The organism is Nonomuraea gerenzanensis, assembly GCF_020215645.1.
Taxonomy (GTDB): domain Bacteria; phylum Actinomycetota; class Actinomycetes; order Streptosporangiales; family Streptosporangiaceae; genus Nonomuraea; species Nonomuraea gerenzanensis.
The window spans coordinates 4871542-4887208 of record NZ_CP084058.1 but is presented as its reverse complement, the minus strand read 5'-3'; the positions used below and the strand labels follow the sequence as shown (position 1 = coordinate 4887208).

Genomic DNA, 15667 nt, shown 5'->3' with positions numbered 1-15667 from the left:
CGGGGCGGTCCAATCTCGGAGAGCGCTCTCCGACCATCCCCCATCGAAGGAGAGACCCCCATGCACCCGTCCAGCAGACCGGGCAGGCCGCCCCTGTGGCCTGTCGTCACCGCGCTGGTCGCCGTCCTAGCGGCCTGCGTCGCCGCCGTCTCCCCCGCGTTCGCGGCCGACGGCCTGATCTCCGAGGGGCGGCCCGCCACGGCCTCCTCCGTCGAAAGCTCGGGCCACGGCGCCGGAGCAGCCTTCGACGGCACCCGTACCACCCGCTGGTCCAGCGCCGCCGCCGACCCGCAGTGGCTCCAGGTCGATCTCGGCGCGCCCGCCACCATCTCCCGCGTCGTGCTCGAATGGGAGGCCGCGTACGGCAGGTCGTTCCGGATCCAGACCTCCGCCGACGCCGCCACCTGGACCGACGTCTACACCACCGGCACCGGCACCGGCGGCACCCAGAGCCTCGACGTACGCGGCACCGGCCGGTACGTCCGCCTGTACGGCACCGCCCGGGGCACCGGCTACGGCTACTCCCTGTGGGAGTTCCAGATCTACGGCACCGGCGGCGCCACGACCACCCCGCGCCCGCGGCCGACGTTCACCGACGAGGTGACGCACCACGAGTTCCAGGCCAACTGCTCGGTGACGGCGCACCGCCCCGACGACCCCATCGTCTACCCCGGCCTGCCGGGCGCCTCCCACCTGCACACCTTCATCGGCAACCGGACCACGAACGCGCACAGCACGACCGCCTCGCTGCTGGCCGGCGCCACCTCGTGCACCAACCCGCACGACAGGTCCGCCTACTGGTTCCCGAGCTTCCACAAGGGTGACCGGCTCGTCGAGCCGATCGGCAACCAGGTCGTCTACTACAAGTCGGGCATCCTGGAGTACTGGCGGGTGCAGCCGTTCCCGCAGGGCCTGCGCTTCGTCGCCGGCAGCCCGGGCGCGACGCTGGAGCAGTTCCGCGACTCCCCCGGCGCCGTCGAGGGCTTCGAGTGCGGAGACCTGTCGCGCAGCTGGGACCTGCCCGCCTCGTGCGTGGCGGGCAGCCAGGTGAACGTGCGCTACCAGGCGCCGAGCTGCTGGGACGGCGTCCGCCTCGACAGCGCCGACCACCGGAGCCACATGGCCTACCCGAGCGGCGGCTACTGCCCGGCGAGCCATCCGGTGGCGGTGCCGATGCTGGAGTTCAAGATCGCCTTCCCAGCGGACGGCGACCTGTCGCAGGCGCGGCTGTCCAGCGGCCGGGGCTACTCCTGGCACTACGACTTCTTCAACGCCTGGGACGACCCCGCCGTCCTGGACGCGCTGGTGACCCACTGCATCAACGGCGGCCTCCAGTGCGACCCCCGCGGCTACGACCTGTACAAACCGCACCGCGGCGCCGCGCTCACCCCCGACTTCCAGCTCCCCCGGCCCTGATCGGAGAGCGCTCTCCGGCAGGTGTGCTATAAAGACGCCATGAGGCAGGATCCCCCGCCGCCATCCCCCACGCTGGAGGACGTCGCCAGGGCGGCGGGGGTCTCCCGGGCCACCGTCTCCCGGGTGATCAACGGCATCCGCAACGTCGACCCCGCCATCCAGGAGGCGGTCAGGCAGGCCATCACCGCCACCGGCTACGTGCCGAACCGGGCGGCCCGCTCGCTCGTCACCCGCCGCACGGGCAGCATCGCCCTGGTCGTCTCCGGCGCGGGCGGGGAGAGCGACTCCTTTCCCGTCGAGGTGTTCACCGACCCCTTCTTCGGCCGGGTCGTCGGCGGCATCGTCGCCTTCCTGCGGCCGCGCGGCATCCATCCGGTCCTGATGTTCGCCGAGACCGCCGAGGCCCGCGCCCAGGTGCTCGCCGCGCTGCGGCAGGGCGACGCCGACGGGGCCGTCCTGGTCTCCACCCACGCCGAGGACCCGCTGCCACGGCTGTTCGCCGAGGCCAAGCTGCCCGCCGTGCTCTTCGCCAGGCCCGCCGAGCCCGTGCCGATCAGCTACGTGGACGTCGATCACCGGGCCGGGGCCAAGCTCGCCGCCGACCACCTCGTCGCCCGGGGCAGGAAGCAGGTCGCGACGATCTCGGGGCCGCTGGACGTGCCGGCCGGGCGCGCCCGCCTGGCCGGCTTCCGCGACGCGATGGCCGCGCACGGCCATCCGTACGTGCCCTGCGCCGAGGGCGGCTTCACCGGTCACAGCGGGGAGCAGGCGATGGAACGGCTGCTGGCCGAGCATCCCGGGCTCGACGGGGTGTTCGTGGCCAACGACCTGATGGCGCAGGGGGCGCTGCTGGTGCTGCGGGATCATGGGCTGGGCGTGCCCGGTGACGTGGCCGTGGTGGGGTTCGACGACAGCAGTGCGGCGACCGCTTGCCGGCCCGCGCTGACGACCGTGCGGCATCCGGTGGAGGACATGGCGGCGGAGATGGCCCGGTTGCTGCTGGAGCACATCGAGCAGCCCGGGCACCGGCCCACCTCGGTCATCTTCGAGCCGACCCTGGTGGTCCGCGACTCATCGTGACCCGCCGCCGCCGACGCGCCCGACCGGCTCGCCGCCGCGCGGTGGTGCGGCGTCAGCGCCCGTTCACCCCCGGCGCGGGGGTACGGCGGAGCCTGGTCAGGGCCAGCCCGCCGGTGGCCGTCGCGACCACCCCGATCACCAGCGCGGCCCACCCGCCGACGATGCCGTAACCGGTGCCGGGCCCGCCTTCGGCGGCTGCCACGACCAGCCCCCCGACGACGGCGCCCACGGGCCCCGCCACCAGGGCCACGACGGCACCCCCGCGCCCGGAACGACCCCGGCGACCGGACCGGACCAGGGCCCACCCGCCGAACGCCAGGCCGACCACCCCGGCCAGCGCCCCCACCAACGACCACAACCGCCCGGTGGTGAGGTCGTAGGCCCCGGCGGGCTCCGGCCGCACCAGGCCGTAGGCGCCGGCCAGGTCCTGCTGGGCGAGGGCGGGCGCGGCCAGCGCGACGCCGCCCACGAGCACGAGCGCGGTCACGGTCACGGTCACGGTCACGGTCACGGCGAGCAGGGTTCGGCCCCGCGTCGGGATCGGCATGAGGTGCTCCTCGTTGCTCCGATGAGATGTCCCCCGATGATGTCCGCCGCCCTCACCGCGCGTCGTCCGGCGTACGCGGGCTTTTCCCGCTGCCGCGCGAGCAGCAGCCGGCTGCCGCGCCCGCCGCAGGAACGGCGCGGGTACCGCGGCTGCGGTAGCCCGCCGATCGTCCCCCCGCAGGAGTCGCCCGGCCGGCCGTCCGGCTAGGGTGCGGCGCATGGGTGCGGAACGGTCCGGCCGCAGGGCCGAGGTCATCGACTGGGCGATCGCCGTCAGTGTGGCGGCGGCGCTGCTGGTCACCGGGCTGTCCGGGGGGCCGCCCGCGACGGGCCTGGGCCTGCTCGGCCAGGCGCTGCTGGCCGGGGGCGGCCTGGCGCTGGCCGCGCGGCGCCGGGCGCCGATCGCGGTGCTGGCCGTCACCGGGGTGTGCGCGGTGGGTTACCAGGCGGCCGGGTTCGACGTGCCGGCGGTGGCGTACCTGTTCGCCGTGTACGCCGCCGTACGGGCCGGGCACCGCGTGAGCACGGTGGCGGCCAGCGTGCTCGTGCTGGCCGCGCTCCCCCTGGCGGCCATGGCGGCGGGCCTGCACGACACGGGAGAGGCGTTCGCGCAGGCGCGCGGCGCCCTGGAGCTGGCCTGGCTGGTGGCGGCCGGCGCCGCCGGCGAGGCGCTGCGGCAGGCCGAACGGCGGGCCGAGGAGGCCGAGCGCACGAGGGAGGAGACCGCGCGGCGGCGCGCCGACGAGGAGCGGCTGCGCATCGCGCGGGAGCTGCACGACTCGCTCACCCACCAGATCTCGATCATCAAGGTGCAGGCCGAGGTGGCCGTGCACGTGGCCCGCAGGCGCGGCGAGCAGGTCCCGGAGGCCCTGCTGGCGATCCAGGAGGCGGGGCGGGAGGCCACCCGGGAGCTGCGCGCCACCCTGGAGGCGCTGCGCGAGGACGACACCAGCCCGCCACGCGGCCTCGACCACGTGGCCGAGCTGGTGGACCATGCCCGGACGAGCGGCCTGGACGCGACGCTGACCATCGAGGGGCAGCGGCGGCCGGTGCCCGCCGCCGTGAGCAGGACCGTCTACCGCATCGTCCAGGAGTCGCTCACCAACGTCGCCCGGCACGCCGCCGCCCGGAGCGTCTCGGTGCGGATCGACTGCCGCGCGGACGTCCTGGCGATCCGCGTCGACGACGACGGCACGGCCACCCCGGACGCCGCCCCGGTGCCCGGCGTCGGGCTGACCGGGATGCGGGAGCGGGTCACCGCGCTCGGCGGCAGGCTGCTCGCCGAGCCGCGCGGCGAGGGCGGCTTCACCGTGCAGGCCGAGTTGCCGGTGAGCCGGGCGTCATGATCCGGGTCCTGCTGGTGGACGACCAGCCGCTCCTGCGCAGCGGCTTCCGGGCGCTGCTCGACCTCGAGGACGACATCGAGGTGGTGGCCGAGGCCGGCGACGGGCTGGAGGGCGTGGCCCTGGCCAGGCGGCACCTGCCCGACATCGCACTCATCGACGTGCAGATGCCGGTGGTGGACGGGATCGAGGCGACCCGGCGCATCGCCGCGGACCCGTCCCTGGCCGGGGTGCGCGTGGTCATCCTCACCAACTACGGCTTCGACGAGTACGTCTTCGAGGCGCTGCGGGCCGGCGCGGCCGGGTTCCTGGTCAAGGACATCGTGCCCGAGGACCTGCTGCACGCCGTACGCGTGGCCGCCCGAGGCGACGCGCTGCTCGCCCCGTCGATCACCCGCAGGCTCATCGACCGGTACGTCTCCCAGCCGCCCGCCACCGCCACCGGCCCAGGGCTGGAGGAGCTGACCAACCGCGAGCGCGAGGCCGTCGCCCTGGTGGCGCGAGGCCTGTCCAACGACGAGATCGCCGCCCGCATGGTGATCAGCCCGCTGACCGCGAAGACCCACGTCAACCGGGCCATGACCAAGCTGCGCGCCCGCGACCGCGCCCAGCTCGTCATCCTGGCCTACGAGTCGGGGCTGGTGACTCCCGGCGGCCCCTGACCCATCAAATGAATTTGATGTATTGTCGGAGGCATGGTGAGATCGCTCCCCACCACCCCGGCCTTCCTCGGGCTGGCCGCCCACCCGCTGCGGTGGCGGCTGCTGAGCGAGCTGGCCACGAGCGACTACCGGGTGCGCGAGCTGGTGGAGCTGACCGGCCAGCCGCAGAACCTCGTCTCCTACCACCTGCGGCTGCTGCGCGACGGCGGGCTGGTCACCGCCCGGCGCAGCACCTTCGACGCCCGCGACAGCTACTACCACCTCGATCTGGAGCGCTGCGCGCAGGCGCTGGCCGCCACCGGTGCCGCCCTGCACCCCGCGCTCCGCCTCACCCCCGCCCCGCCGCCGCCCACGCCGACGTGCCGGCTCAGGGTGCTGTTCGCCTGTACGGGCAACAGCGCCCGCTCGCCGATCGCGGAGGCCCTGCTGCGCCACCGCACCGGTGGCCGCGTCGAGGCGGCCAGCGCCGGCAGCCGGCCCCGGCCGGAGCTGCACCCCGGCGCCGTGGCCGTCCTGCGCGAGCACTACGGCATCGACGTGCGGGGCCGGCGCCCGCGCCACCTCGACACCGTGGCCGGCCGCCGCTTCGACTACGTGATCAGCCTCTGCGACAGGGTCCGCGAGGTCTTCCCCGGCTTTCCCGGGCAGCCTCACCGGCTCCACTGGAGCGTCCCGGATCCGGCTTCGGCGGACGCCGCCGGCCTGCTGAGCGTCGCGGCGGAGATCGACACCCGGATCCGCTACCTGCTGCCCGTCCTGACGACCCAGGAGGTCCCGTCATGACCGCATCCGACCAGTACGCCGCCGTGCGTTACCTCGTCGACGACGTGGCCGCCGCCGTCGCCTTCTACACCACCCACTTCGGCTTCTCCGTGCGCCTGGACGCCGCGCCCGCCTTCGCCGACGTCGTACGCGGCCCGCTGCGGCTGCTGCTGTCAGGCCCGGCCAGCAGCGGCGCCCGCGCCACCCCCGAGGGCACCGCCGCGGGGCGCAACCGCATCCATCTCGTCGTCGATGACCTCGACGCCGAGATCGACCGGCTCCGCGGCGCCGGGCTGTCCTTCCTCGGCGACCTGGTCGCGGGCCCTGGCGGCCGGCAGATCCTGCTCACCGACCCCGCCGGCAACCTGGTCGAGCTGTTCGAGCCCGCCCCCGCTTCGGCGTGAGGCGGACGGTGCTTTACGCGATCGTGCTCGAATCGGCCAACGACAAAATGGCTTATTTTTGGCCCGTGGTGTACGCGCCGACGCCTGGAGCAGCACATCGTCGCAGTACGCGCGCCTGGATCGCCGATCATCTGAAGAACCGAGGCCCCAAGCGCGATTGGATCACCCCGAGGGTGGGAATCCCATCACGGTACCAAGCGTTAGACACCGTGGGAGACAGACCCCCCACGCAAGGGGGCCCTGTAGGAGGCATTTAGACATGGGCGAGCGCGCGCTTCGTGGCACCCGGCTCGGGGCAACCAGCTACGAGAACGACCGTAACACGGATCTGGCCCCGCGCCAGGAGGTGTCCTACACCTGTCCTAAGGGCCATCGCTTCGAGGTTCCGCTTGCTGCCGAGGCTGAGATCCCCGCCACCTGGGAGTGCCGCATGTGCGGCGCCACCGCGGTGCGGGTGGACGGCGAGCAGCCGGAGTCCAAGAAGACCAAGCCCCCACGGACACATTGGGACATGCTTCTGGAGCGGCGGTCCATCGAAGACCTTGAGGAGGTGCTCAACGAGCGGCTCGCGGTTTTGCGGGCACAGCGTCGGAAGAGCGCCTGACCTCCTCTCACGGTGAAACCCCCGGGCCGTGCCCGGGGGTTTTTCTTTCCCGGACGGCTAGCTGACCAGCGGCTGGGTGGCCGACTCCTTCAGCCGGGCGTGGGCCCAGCGCGGCTGCCGCAGCGGCTGCGGGTGGCGACGCCCGGCGAGCTCCAGCAGGTCGGCGCGCCTGGCGCCCCGGGCCGCCTGGGCGAGCAGCTCCCAGTCAGGGAGACGCCGGACGCGACCCGGTAGAGGTGCCGGAAGTCGGCCAGCAGCACCAGCCCGGGGCCCTGCGGGTGACGCGCTCCATCGCGGTGTCCCAGCTCGCCTCGACCGGGCGGCCGTGCTCGCGGACGAGGGGGCGGCGCAGCCGGTCGGGCGCGTTGCCGGCCTGCCGGCCGTACAGATCCTTGGGCCCGAGCCTGCCGCGGTTCACGCGGCCGGCCGCGCGGCCCCGCACACCGGCGACGCGGCCGTCCTCGACCGCGATGCCGAGGCCGTCGCCGTTGCTGTGCAGCAGGCTCGCGCTCTGCATCCAGCGGTCCACGTCCTGCTCGCGCAGGCCGGGCTCGAGAAAGGCGGCCACGCGTACGGGTCAGGGCTCGCCCGGTCCGTACGGTGTGCGCGCCCCCCACGGCTCGGCGATCCTGTCCACGTACGGCATGCATCCTCCCCGGGGTCGCCAGACGGAGGACGCCTGCCCGGGAACCCCGGCCCATACCTGGCAGGGAACCGGCTGCTAGGAGTCGCGGTCCTCGCGGATGACCTCGCCGTGCACCACCCGGCCGCCGCCACCCTGCGACGCGTCCGCGCCGGGGAAGCCGGAGGACGGCGGGAACAGGTTCGCGTACGGCGACGCGGCGGCCAGCTTCTTGATCCGGCGCTCGAAGAACCATGAGCCCAGCCGCCGCATCATCGGCCGGGTGAACGGGATCAGGCACAGGAACCCGAACACGTCCGTGAAGAAGCCCGGCGTCAGCAGCAGCGTGCCGCCCACCAGGATGATGCCGCCGTCGGCCAGCTCCTTGTCGGGCATGCGGCCCGACTCCAGCGCGGTCCGCAGCGCCTTCCAGGCGCGGCGGCCCTCGCGGCGTACCAGCCAGGCGCCCAGCAGGCTGTCGGCGATGAGCAGGGCGACGGTCGCGGGCCCGCCGATCACCGATCCGACCTGGATGAGCAGCCAGATCTCCAGGACGGGCACGACCAGGAAGGCCAGGAAGAGCAGGAGCCGCATCGTTTCCTCGATTCGCACGCGCGTTACAGCTAGGACAACGCTGGGAGGCCGCCGGGCGTTCCGGGGGCGATGGCAAATCAGGGATGTCCCTGATGGCGCCCCTGGTCGGCGTAGGGGCTGCCGCCGAGGGCGCCGGCATCAGCCCCGCCCGGCCTGGAGTCAGCCGCCCACCCGAGACCAGCCCGCCGCCCGAGATCACCCGCTCGCCTGAGACCAGCCGGCCGCTCGGAAGCAGCCGCCCATCCGAGATCAGCCGCCCGGCCGGGATCAGCCGTCCGCCCGGGATCAGCCGCCCGGCCGGGATCCCCGGGCGATGCCGATCTCGCCGAACAGCGCGGCGGCCCGCTCCCCCGATCCCGCCCCATGCCCCGCCTCCCCGAGCAGTCGCAGGGTGCGGGCCTCGCCCAGGCGGTGGCCGGTGGCGCGGTGGACGCTCAGGGCGAGCTCCGCCTGCCGTACCGCTGCCGCGCGATCCCCCGCGGCCAGGGCGCGGTCGGCGAGGGCGGTCAGCGCGAGCCCCTCCAGGAGCCGGAAGGAGCGTTCGCGGGCGAGCTGGAGTGCCTGCTCGGCGAAGGCGCACGCCTCGGCGTGGTCCGCGACGGCCTCGGCCAGCCCGATCAGGGCGAAGGCCCGGGGGAACAGATTGTCGTCGCCGGCCGTCTCGATGGCCTGCCGGTGATGTTCGAGGGCCTGGGCGGGCCGATCGGCGGCGCGGTGGACCCGGCCCAGGGCGTTGAGCGCCAGCGCCTCGGCGTGGCGGTCCTCGATGTCGCGGCTGCGGGCCAGCGCCTGCTCGCCGAACCGCAGCGCCTCGGCACGGTGGCCGAGGTCACAGTGCAGATCGGTGAGGACGAGCAGGCAGTAGGGCTCGCCGGCGTGATGCCCGCTCGCCGCCATGCGGGCCTGCGACTCCTTGAGGTGCTCCAGCGCCTCCTCGAAGCGTCCCAGCAGGTGGCAGACCTCACCGAGGTTGGTGTGCGTGACGCCGCTGCGGTCCGGCTGGAGCCGCCGGGCCTGGGTGAGGTGGTCGAACGCGACCCGCAGGTTGCCGAGCTGGGTGTGCACCACCGCCAGGTTGATGTGTTTGTTGGCCCGCATGAGCGTCTTGCCGGTCCGCTCGTCCAGCCGCATGCCTGCTTCGAGGTGGCGAACCGCGTCGTCGAGCCGGCCGAGCCGCCAGTAGGTGTTGGCCAGGCCCGCCAGGATCGTGCTCTTGCCCTCCCACCACCCGGCCTCGTCGGCGAAGGCGATGGCCCGGGTGAGCAGGGAGATGGCCTCGAACGGTTCCTGGTAGGAGCGGGCGGTCGCCAGGCCCCGCAGGGCCGCGGCCATGGCCATGGCGTCGCCCTCGTCGCGGGCCGCGGCCACGGCCGCCTCGCCGCAGGACAGCCAGTCGCTCATGCGCCGGCCCGTCCAGAAGTGGCTGCGCATCGCGTCGAAGAGCCGCCACGCGGCCTGACGCGGACCGGCGGCCACCGCCTCGTGGATCGCGGCGACGAGATTGCCGTGCTCGGCGGCCAGCCACTCCCTCGCCGCCCCTGGATCGTCGAAGACGGCCGCCGGCACGTCGGCATGGCTCGCCGGCGGCGGCAGCCTGGACCAGGTGGGATGGATGCGCTCGCCGGCGGCGCGGGTGCTCAGTAGATACCAGTCGTACAGCCGCTGTCTGGCCTGTGCCGGTTTCTCCGGGCTCTCCTCCTCGCGGGCGCGTTCGGCGGCGTACAGGCGCAGCAGGTCGTGGAAGCGGTAGCGGCCGGGGGCGGAGCGATGGATCAGGTGCGCGCCGGCCAGCCGGTCGAGCTCGCGCCTGGCCTCCGCCACCGCGGAGCCGCTCAGCGCGGCGGTGGCCTCGGGGGTGAAGTCAAGCCCGGGTACGAGTCCGAGCAGCCGGAACACCGCCTGCGCCGATCCCGGCAGGGCGGCGTAGGAGAGGTCCAGGGTGGCGCGGATGGCGGTCTGCTCGTCGCCGTCGATCCGCAACGTGGTGAGCGGGTCGCCGGCGCGCAGTTCGGCGACGTAGCCGGCGAGGCTCTGGTCGTGGTCCGACGCGAGGTTGGCCGCCGCGATCCGCAACGCCAGGGGCAGGTGCGCGCACAGGCGTGCCAGCTCGGTGGTGGCCTCCGGCTCGGCCCGCGCCCGGTCGCCGCCGAGGACGGCGGCGAGCAGGTCCGCGGACTCACCCGGGGACAGGACGGCGAGGGGCACGTGCATGGTGTCACCGTGTACGGACAGCGCACGCAACTGGTCGCGACTGGTGATCAGGACGACGCAGTCGGAGCCGGGCAGCAGCGGGCGGACCTGCGCCGCGTCGCGCGCGTTGTCCAGGACCAGCAGCACGCCGCGTTGCGCGAGCGCGCTGCGCAGGAGCGCCGAGCGGGCGTCGAGCTCGGTGGGGATCCGCTCGACCGGGATGTTCAGGCCGAGGAGCAGCGTCTCCAGCGCGGCCGCGGGGTCCAGGGGCTGGCTCGGGCCGAAGCCGCGCAGGTCGACGTACAGCTGGCCGTCGGGGAAGTGCCGGTGGGCGTGGTGGGCCCAGTGCACGGCCAGGGCGGTCTTGCCGACGCCGGCGGTGCCGGTGATCGCGGCGATCCTGACCGGCCGGGTCGCCCGCCCGTCGGCGGCCGGGGCCGGCAGCCGGGTCGCCTGACCGTCAGCGGGCGGGAGCCGGGTCGCCTGGCCGTCAGCGGCCGGGAACCGGGTCGCCTGGAGGTCAGCGGCCGGGAGCCGGGTCGCCTGGCCGTAGGTGGCCGGGGCCAGCAGCCGGTCCAGGGCCTGGAGCTGGTCGGCGCGGCCGGTGAAGGTGGCGATGTCGGTGGGGAGCTGTCGCGGGCGCAGCTCCGGCGCTGGCGGTGCCTGGGCGGCGGGCCGCAGGCTGAGCGCGGGGTCGGTGACCAGGATCGACTGGTGCAGCCGGCGTAGCTCGTTGCCTGGAGGGACGCCCAGCTCGTCGTTCAGCAGCTCCGCGACGGTGTGGTAGGCCTGCAGGGCCTCCGCCTGGCGGCCGGAGCGGTAGAGGGCGAGCATGAGCTGGGCCCACAGCCGCTCGCGTAAGGGGTGCGCGGCGGTCGCGGCGGTCAGCTCGGGGACGATCTCCTCGTGCCGGCCGTTCTGGAGGGCGAGTTCGAGCCAGCGTTCCAGGGCCTGGAGCCGCTCCTCGCCCAGCCGGACGGCGTGGTCGTGGCGCAGCGACTCCGCGGGGATGTCGGTCAGGGCCGGCCCGCGCCACAGGGCCAGAGCCTCCTGGAGCAGGGTGACCTCCGCCGGGCCCGCCGGGCTTGCCGCGCGCGCCGCGTGCCCGGCCCTGCGGACGAGGTCGCGGAACTGCGTGAGGTCCAGCTCGCCGGTGCCGAGCCGGATGAGATAGCCCTGCTGCCGGGTCTGGATCAGCCGCTCCCCGTCGCCGCCGAGCGCGTGACGCAGGCGCGCGATGTGCGTGTGCAACGCCGCCTGCGCGTTGACGGGGGCGGCGCCGGGCCACATGTGGCCGATGAGCTGGTCGCTGGAGACGTAGTGGTTGGCGTGCACCAGCAGGGTGGCCAGGGCGATCCGCTGCTTGGCGGCCGGGACCGCGATGCGCCGGCCGGCCCGCACCACCTCCAGCTGGCCCAGAAGGCCGAACCAGGTCATCCTGGGCCCCTCGTCCTCCGGCTGCTCGCGGTGTGACAAACCTGCTCCTGCCGTCATCGCCACTGCCGAACCCGACGAGAAGATTCTGCCGCACGACGCCCGCCGCCGCGCCCCGCCTCGACGTCGGGCCCGGGATGGCGACAGGGCAGCGAAAGGCCGGCGACAGGCGCTTTTCCTAAGGTTGCCGCGAAAGGAAAGCTGAAGACGCGCGTGAAGAGAACCATCACCGGCGGGGTGCGGTCGAGCTCTCATCCGTGAGCACCGACAATTACCGGGGCAATGTCGGCGCCGAGAACAACACCATCCAGCACCTCCACCAGGTGAAAATTTCACGGTCAAGAAAACTTTAGGTGCCGAGTATCCGGCCACGTAAGCCGAGCTGAACCGTTTCATCCACCGACCTTCGCCGACCAGCCATCGGTTGACATGCGCATGGCGAATTCTTGATGCTCGTGGGAGCGCTCCCATGCATTTCCACCCGCGCCCGGGAAACAGATCTGCATGGCCGGTTTCATCTCGTCGGGAGGACGTCGTCCGTGGATACGCTGATCAAACAGCAGGGGCTGTTCCTGGCTTGCTACCGTTTCGTGCTGGGGCTGTTGTTCGCCTGCCACGGCGCGGCGACCCTTTTCAACGTGCTGGGCGGGCCGCAGGGCCCGGCGCCGAGCTTCGCGCAATGGCCGGGCTGGTGGGCCGCGGCCATCGAGCTGGTCGCCGGCACCCTCGTCGTGCTCGGGGTGGCCACCCGCGCCGCCGCCGTGATCTGCTCGGGCACCATGGCGTACGCCTACTTCGTCGTGCACCAGCCCCAGGCGTTGTTCCCGATCGAGAACGGCGGCGAGAAGGCGGCCCTCTTCTGCTGGGGTTTCCTGCTCATCGCCGTCTTCGGCCCCGGCCGCTGGGCCCTGTCCGCGCGGCTGACCGCTCCGCGGGCCCTGGCCTCCGAGGAGGCCTGACACACCGCACGGGGCAGCCCCTCAGTCGCGGGTGGGGCCCCTGAGGCGCTTGGGCAGCCCGGACACGCCCCACATGCCGATCCGCCAGAGCGCCTCGGACATCACCTTGCCGCTCATCTTGCTCTTGCCGACCGTACGCTCCACGAACGTGATCGGCACCTCCACCACCCGCAGCCCGTGCCGGGCCGTACGCAGCGTCAGGTCCACCTGGAAGCAGTAGCCCTGTGACTCCACCCCCGCCAGGCCCACCTTCTCCAGCGTGGCGGCCCGGTAGGCGCGGAAGCCGGCGGTCGCGTCGCGTACGGGCAGGCCGAGCATCACCCGGGTGTAGATGTTGGCGCCCTTCGACAGCAGCTCGCGCCGCTGCGGCCAGTTGACGACCTTGCCGCCGGGCACGTACCGCGAGCCGATCGCCAGGTCGGCGCCGTCGGTCAGCGCCTCCAGCAGCTTCGGCAGCTCCTCGGGCTGGTGTGAGCCGTCGGCGTCCATCTCGACCAGGACGTCGTAGCCCTCGTCCAGCCCCCAGCGGAACCCGGCGATGTACGCGGCGCCGAGCCCCTGCTTGCCGGGCCGGTGCAGGACGCGCACGTGGTCGTCGTCGGCGGCGAGCCCGTCGGCGACCTCCCCGGTGCCGTCGGGGCTGTTGTCGTCGGCGATGAGCACGTGGGCGTCGGGGACGGCGGCCCGCACCCGTTCGACGATCGCCGGCAGGTTGTCGCGCTCGTTGTAGGTCGGCACGACGACGAGCACCCTGCCGAGAGTCTCCATCATCCGTCGTTCCTCATCCGATCGCCCATCCGACCGCCTCGCCGCCTGCCGAGCCACGCGGCGGCCACCGCCGCCGCGGCTCCCATCGACATCAATGCCCATTCGGGAAGCGCGCCCACCCTGGTGGCAAGCGTTTCCTCGGTGCGTACGGGCACCGCGACCACGTTCATGTCAGCGACACGCTCGCGGGTCTGCCAGGAGACCTTACCGTCAGGGGTGACATATGCCGAGATCCCGGTGGTCGCGGCGGTGACGACGGCCCTGTTGTGCTCGACGGCGCGCAGCTGCGACATGGCGAGCTGCTGGGGCGGCAGGTTGGACAGGGCGTAGGAGGCGTTGTTGGTCTGGACGACGAGCGGGGTGCCGCCCGCGCGCACGGTCTCGCGCACGGTGTCGTCGTAGGCGACCTCGTAGCAGTTGACCGCGCCGATCGTGACGGGGCCCATCTTGAGGTCGCCCGGCTTGTCGCCGGGGATCGACTGCCTGCCGACGAGGTTCGCCCGCTCCCACAGCGCCAGCACGAGGTCCTTGAACGGGGTGTACTCCCCGAAGGGCACCAGGTGCTGCTTGTCGTAGTAGGCGCCGGGGCCCGTCACCGGGTCCCAGACGAGGCTGCGGGTGGCGCGGTGTTCGTCGCCGATCGCCACGACGGCGCCGACGAGCGTGGGCACGCCGACGTCCCGGACCGAGTCGTGGATGATCTGGCGGGCGTACTCGTCGCGGTAGGGGTCGATGTCGGTGGAGTTCTCCGGGAGGATGACCAGGTCGGGCTTGGGGAGCTTGCCCTCGCGTACGGCCTGGGCCAGGCGCTTGGTCTCGTTGGCGTGGTTACGCAGGACGACGGCGGGCTCGTCGCCGAGCGCGTACATGCCCTCGCCGGGGACGTTGCCCTGCACGATGCCGACGTTGACGGTACGGCCCTCGTCACCGGGCCTGGGCACGGCGAGACCCAGCAGCGGCACGGCCAGCGCCAGGGCCAGAGGCGCGCCGTGACGTGCGAGCACGGCGCCTCGGCCGGAAGGCGCGACCCGGCCCGCCGACTCCCTGGCGGGAGCCGCCGCTTGTCCCGCCGTCGTTCTGCGCCTGCCGAGGACCGCCTGGGCCAGCAGCGCGCCGCACAGCGCGACGGCGAAGGACACCAGCGGGACGCCGCCGAGCGCGGCGTACGGGGTGAACAGCGACTCGCCCTGGCTGAAGGCGGCCCGCGCCCACGGGAACCCGCCGATCGGCACCAGGCTGCGGCCCCACTCCATGAGCACCCACAACCCGCCGAACCACAACGGCCAGGCGGGCAGCCTGAACACGAGCGCCGCCAGGGCGGCCATCGCGGCGTAGAACAGGCTCTCGACGCCGACCAGCATGAACCAGACGTCGTCACCGATGCTGCGCACCCAGGCGAGCGCCGGCAGCAGGAACGCCACGGCGGCCAGATATCCGATCCAGGCGGCCCGTCGCGGGCGCGTGCCGTGAATCGAGGCCACGAGGAGGCCGATGCCCAGGGGGGCGCACAGCCACCAGCTGAGCGGCGGGAACGCGGCGAACAACGCCACCCCGCCGACGACGGCCGCCACCACCCTGGCCGGCAACCCCCACCGCGACTCCCGCGCACGCCCCGCCCCACGCCCGGCCACGCCGTCGGCCGCCGGCTTCTCCTCGGTGAGCACACCCTCGGTCGCGGCGACGGGCGACACGACGGACGGCTCGGCGGACGGCTCGGCGGGCGACTCGGCGGCGGACGCGGGCTGCGCGGCGGCGCCTACGTCCGCGGATGCGCCGTCCGACTCCGGCACGCCATCCGAAGGCGATGCGATGCCAGGCGGCGCGGCGGCAGGCACCGCACCGGCGGCCGGCGCAGCGGCAGAAGCAGGCTGGTCGGTGGCGTGCGAGACCTCCGGCGCACCGTCCGATGGCGACGCCGCCGCACCAGCGCGCCCCCCACCATGCCCGGCCGCCGCCGAAAGCCCCGTGCTGTCCTGAACCACTGCGGGTTACTCCTCGCCACCTCACAAACGCCATGCTTGCGAAAACGCTACCGCCCCCCGGCCGCACTCGGACCGGCGAGGCACAAGGAAGATCGAAACACCGCCGTAAAAAGACGGAGGCGGCAGGGTGATCCCGCGGCTGAACGGGACCACCCGGCGCGGATGGCGGTCCGATCGCACGGGAGCGGGAAGAGGGCCCGGAAACCCTTCGGACCGGACCCGTCTCGTCGGCGGCGAGCTCGGAATTCCGTTGTCTACTGGGCTCCCGGACCCGTCCCGGGTCCAACCCCCCGCCCGGTTG

Annotated in this window: 14 protein-coding genes; 8 read left to right on the top strand and 6 right to left on the bottom strand. The window is 73.6% G+C overall.

Annotated features, from left to right (window positions below):
• The first annotated feature begins 60 nt into the window (after positions 1-60).
• Both LCN96_RS23020 and LCN96_RS23015 read left to right on the top strand, forming a co-directional pair.
• Complete coding sequence (locus LCN96_RS23020; protein WP_225274939.1) at positions 61-1416, top strand: DUF1996 domain-containing protein; 1356 nt, start codon at positions 61-63, stop codon at positions 1414-1416.
• A gap of 39 nt (positions 1417-1455) precedes the next feature.
• Positions 1456-2496: a LacI family DNA-binding transcriptional regulator gene (locus LCN96_RS23015; protein ID WP_225274938.1), complete on the top strand. Its 1041-nt coding sequence runs from the start codon at positions 1456-1458 to the stop codon at positions 2494-2496.
• A 52-nt stretch (positions 2497-2548) separates the two neighbouring features.
• On the opposite strand, the gene LCN96_RS23010 is transcribed toward LCN96_RS23015, so the two are convergent.
• Positions 2549-3043, bottom strand: coding sequence for a DUF6223 family protein (locus LCN96_RS23010; protein WP_225274937.1), 495 nt, complete (start codon positions 3041-3043; stop codon positions 2549-2551).
• Positions 3044-3260: 217 nt separating this feature from the next.
• Here LCN96_RS23010 and LCN96_RS23005 point away from each other — a divergent pair, with 217 nt between their 5' ends.
• The 5 genes from LCN96_RS23005 (at position 3261) to LCN96_RS22985 (ending at position 6817) form a co-directional block, all read left to right on the top strand.
• Positions 3261-4388, top strand: a complete 1128-nt coding sequence (locus LCN96_RS23005; RefSeq protein WP_225274936.1) for a sensor histidine kinase — start codon at positions 3261-3263, stop codon at positions 4386-4388.
• Complete coding sequence (locus tag LCN96_RS23000) at positions 4385-5047, top strand: response regulator (RefSeq protein ID WP_225274935.1); 663 nt, start codon at positions 4385-4387, stop codon at positions 5045-5047. Before LCN96_RS23005 ends, LCN96_RS23000 begins: the two co-directional genes overlap by 4 nt.
• Positions 5048-5080: 33 nt before the next feature.
• Positions 5081-5830 carry an arsenate reductase/protein-tyrosine-phosphatase family protein gene (locus LCN96_RS22995; RefSeq protein ID WP_225274934.1) on the top strand — a complete coding sequence of 250 codons (750 nt, stop codon included), beginning with the start codon at positions 5081-5083 and terminating at the stop codon, positions 5828-5830.
• Positions 5827-6213: a VOC family protein gene (locus tag LCN96_RS22990; protein ID WP_225274933.1), complete on the top strand. Its 387-nt coding sequence runs from the start codon at positions 5827-5829 to the stop codon at positions 6211-6213. The genes LCN96_RS22995 and LCN96_RS22990 overlap by 4 nt, the downstream gene beginning before the upstream one ends.
• Positions 6214-6472: 259 nt before the next feature.
• Positions 6473-6817 carry an RNA polymerase-binding protein RbpA gene (locus LCN96_RS22985; RefSeq protein WP_043625492.1) on the top strand — a complete coding sequence of 115 codons (345 nt, stop codon included), beginning with the start codon at positions 6473-6475 and terminating at the stop codon, positions 6815-6817.
• 205 nt (positions 6818-7022) lie between these two features.
• On the opposite strand, the gene LCN96_RS22980 is transcribed toward LCN96_RS22985, so the two are convergent.
• From LCN96_RS22980 to LCN96_RS22970, 3 genes are all read right to left on the bottom strand, one after another.
• Positions 7023-7385, bottom strand: a complete 363-nt coding sequence (locus LCN96_RS22980; protein WP_225274932.1) for a hypothetical protein — start codon at positions 7383-7385, stop codon at positions 7023-7025.
• Between the two features lie 153 nt (positions 7386-7538).
• Positions 7539-8051, bottom strand: a complete 513-nt coding sequence (locus tag LCN96_RS22975; protein WP_225274931.1) for an FxsA family protein — start codon at positions 8049-8051, stop codon at positions 7539-7541.
• A gap of 267 nt (positions 8052-8318) precedes the next feature.
• Positions 8319-11699 (bottom strand): AfsR/SARP family transcriptional regulator, encoded by a 3381-nt coding sequence (locus LCN96_RS22970; RefSeq protein ID WP_225274930.1) that lies wholly within the window; start codon positions 11697-11699, stop codon positions 8319-8321.
• A 497-nt stretch (positions 11700-12196) separates the two neighbouring features.
• On the opposite strand from LCN96_RS22970, the gene LCN96_RS22965 reads away from it, so the two are divergent.
• Entirely contained in the window at positions 12197-12616 is a 420-nt protein-coding gene (locus LCN96_RS22965; protein WP_225274929.1) for a DoxX family protein, read from the top strand.
• Between the two features lie 21 nt (positions 12617-12637).
• Here the strand turns inward: LCN96_RS22965 and LCN96_RS22960 are convergent, their stop codons facing one another.
• The gene (locus LCN96_RS22960; protein WP_225274928.1) at positions 12638-13387 is read right to left on the bottom strand and encodes a polyprenol monophosphomannose synthase; all 750 of its coding nucleotides are present in this window, start codon (positions 13385-13387) and stop codon (positions 12638-12640) included.
• Positions 13384-15174, bottom strand: coding sequence for an apolipoprotein N-acyltransferase (lnt, locus tag LCN96_RS22955; protein ID WP_225274927.1), 1791 nt, complete (start codon positions 15172-15174; stop codon positions 13384-13386). The genes LCN96_RS22960 and lnt overlap by 4 nt, the downstream gene beginning before the upstream one ends.
• Positions 15175-15667 lie beyond the last annotated feature (493 nt).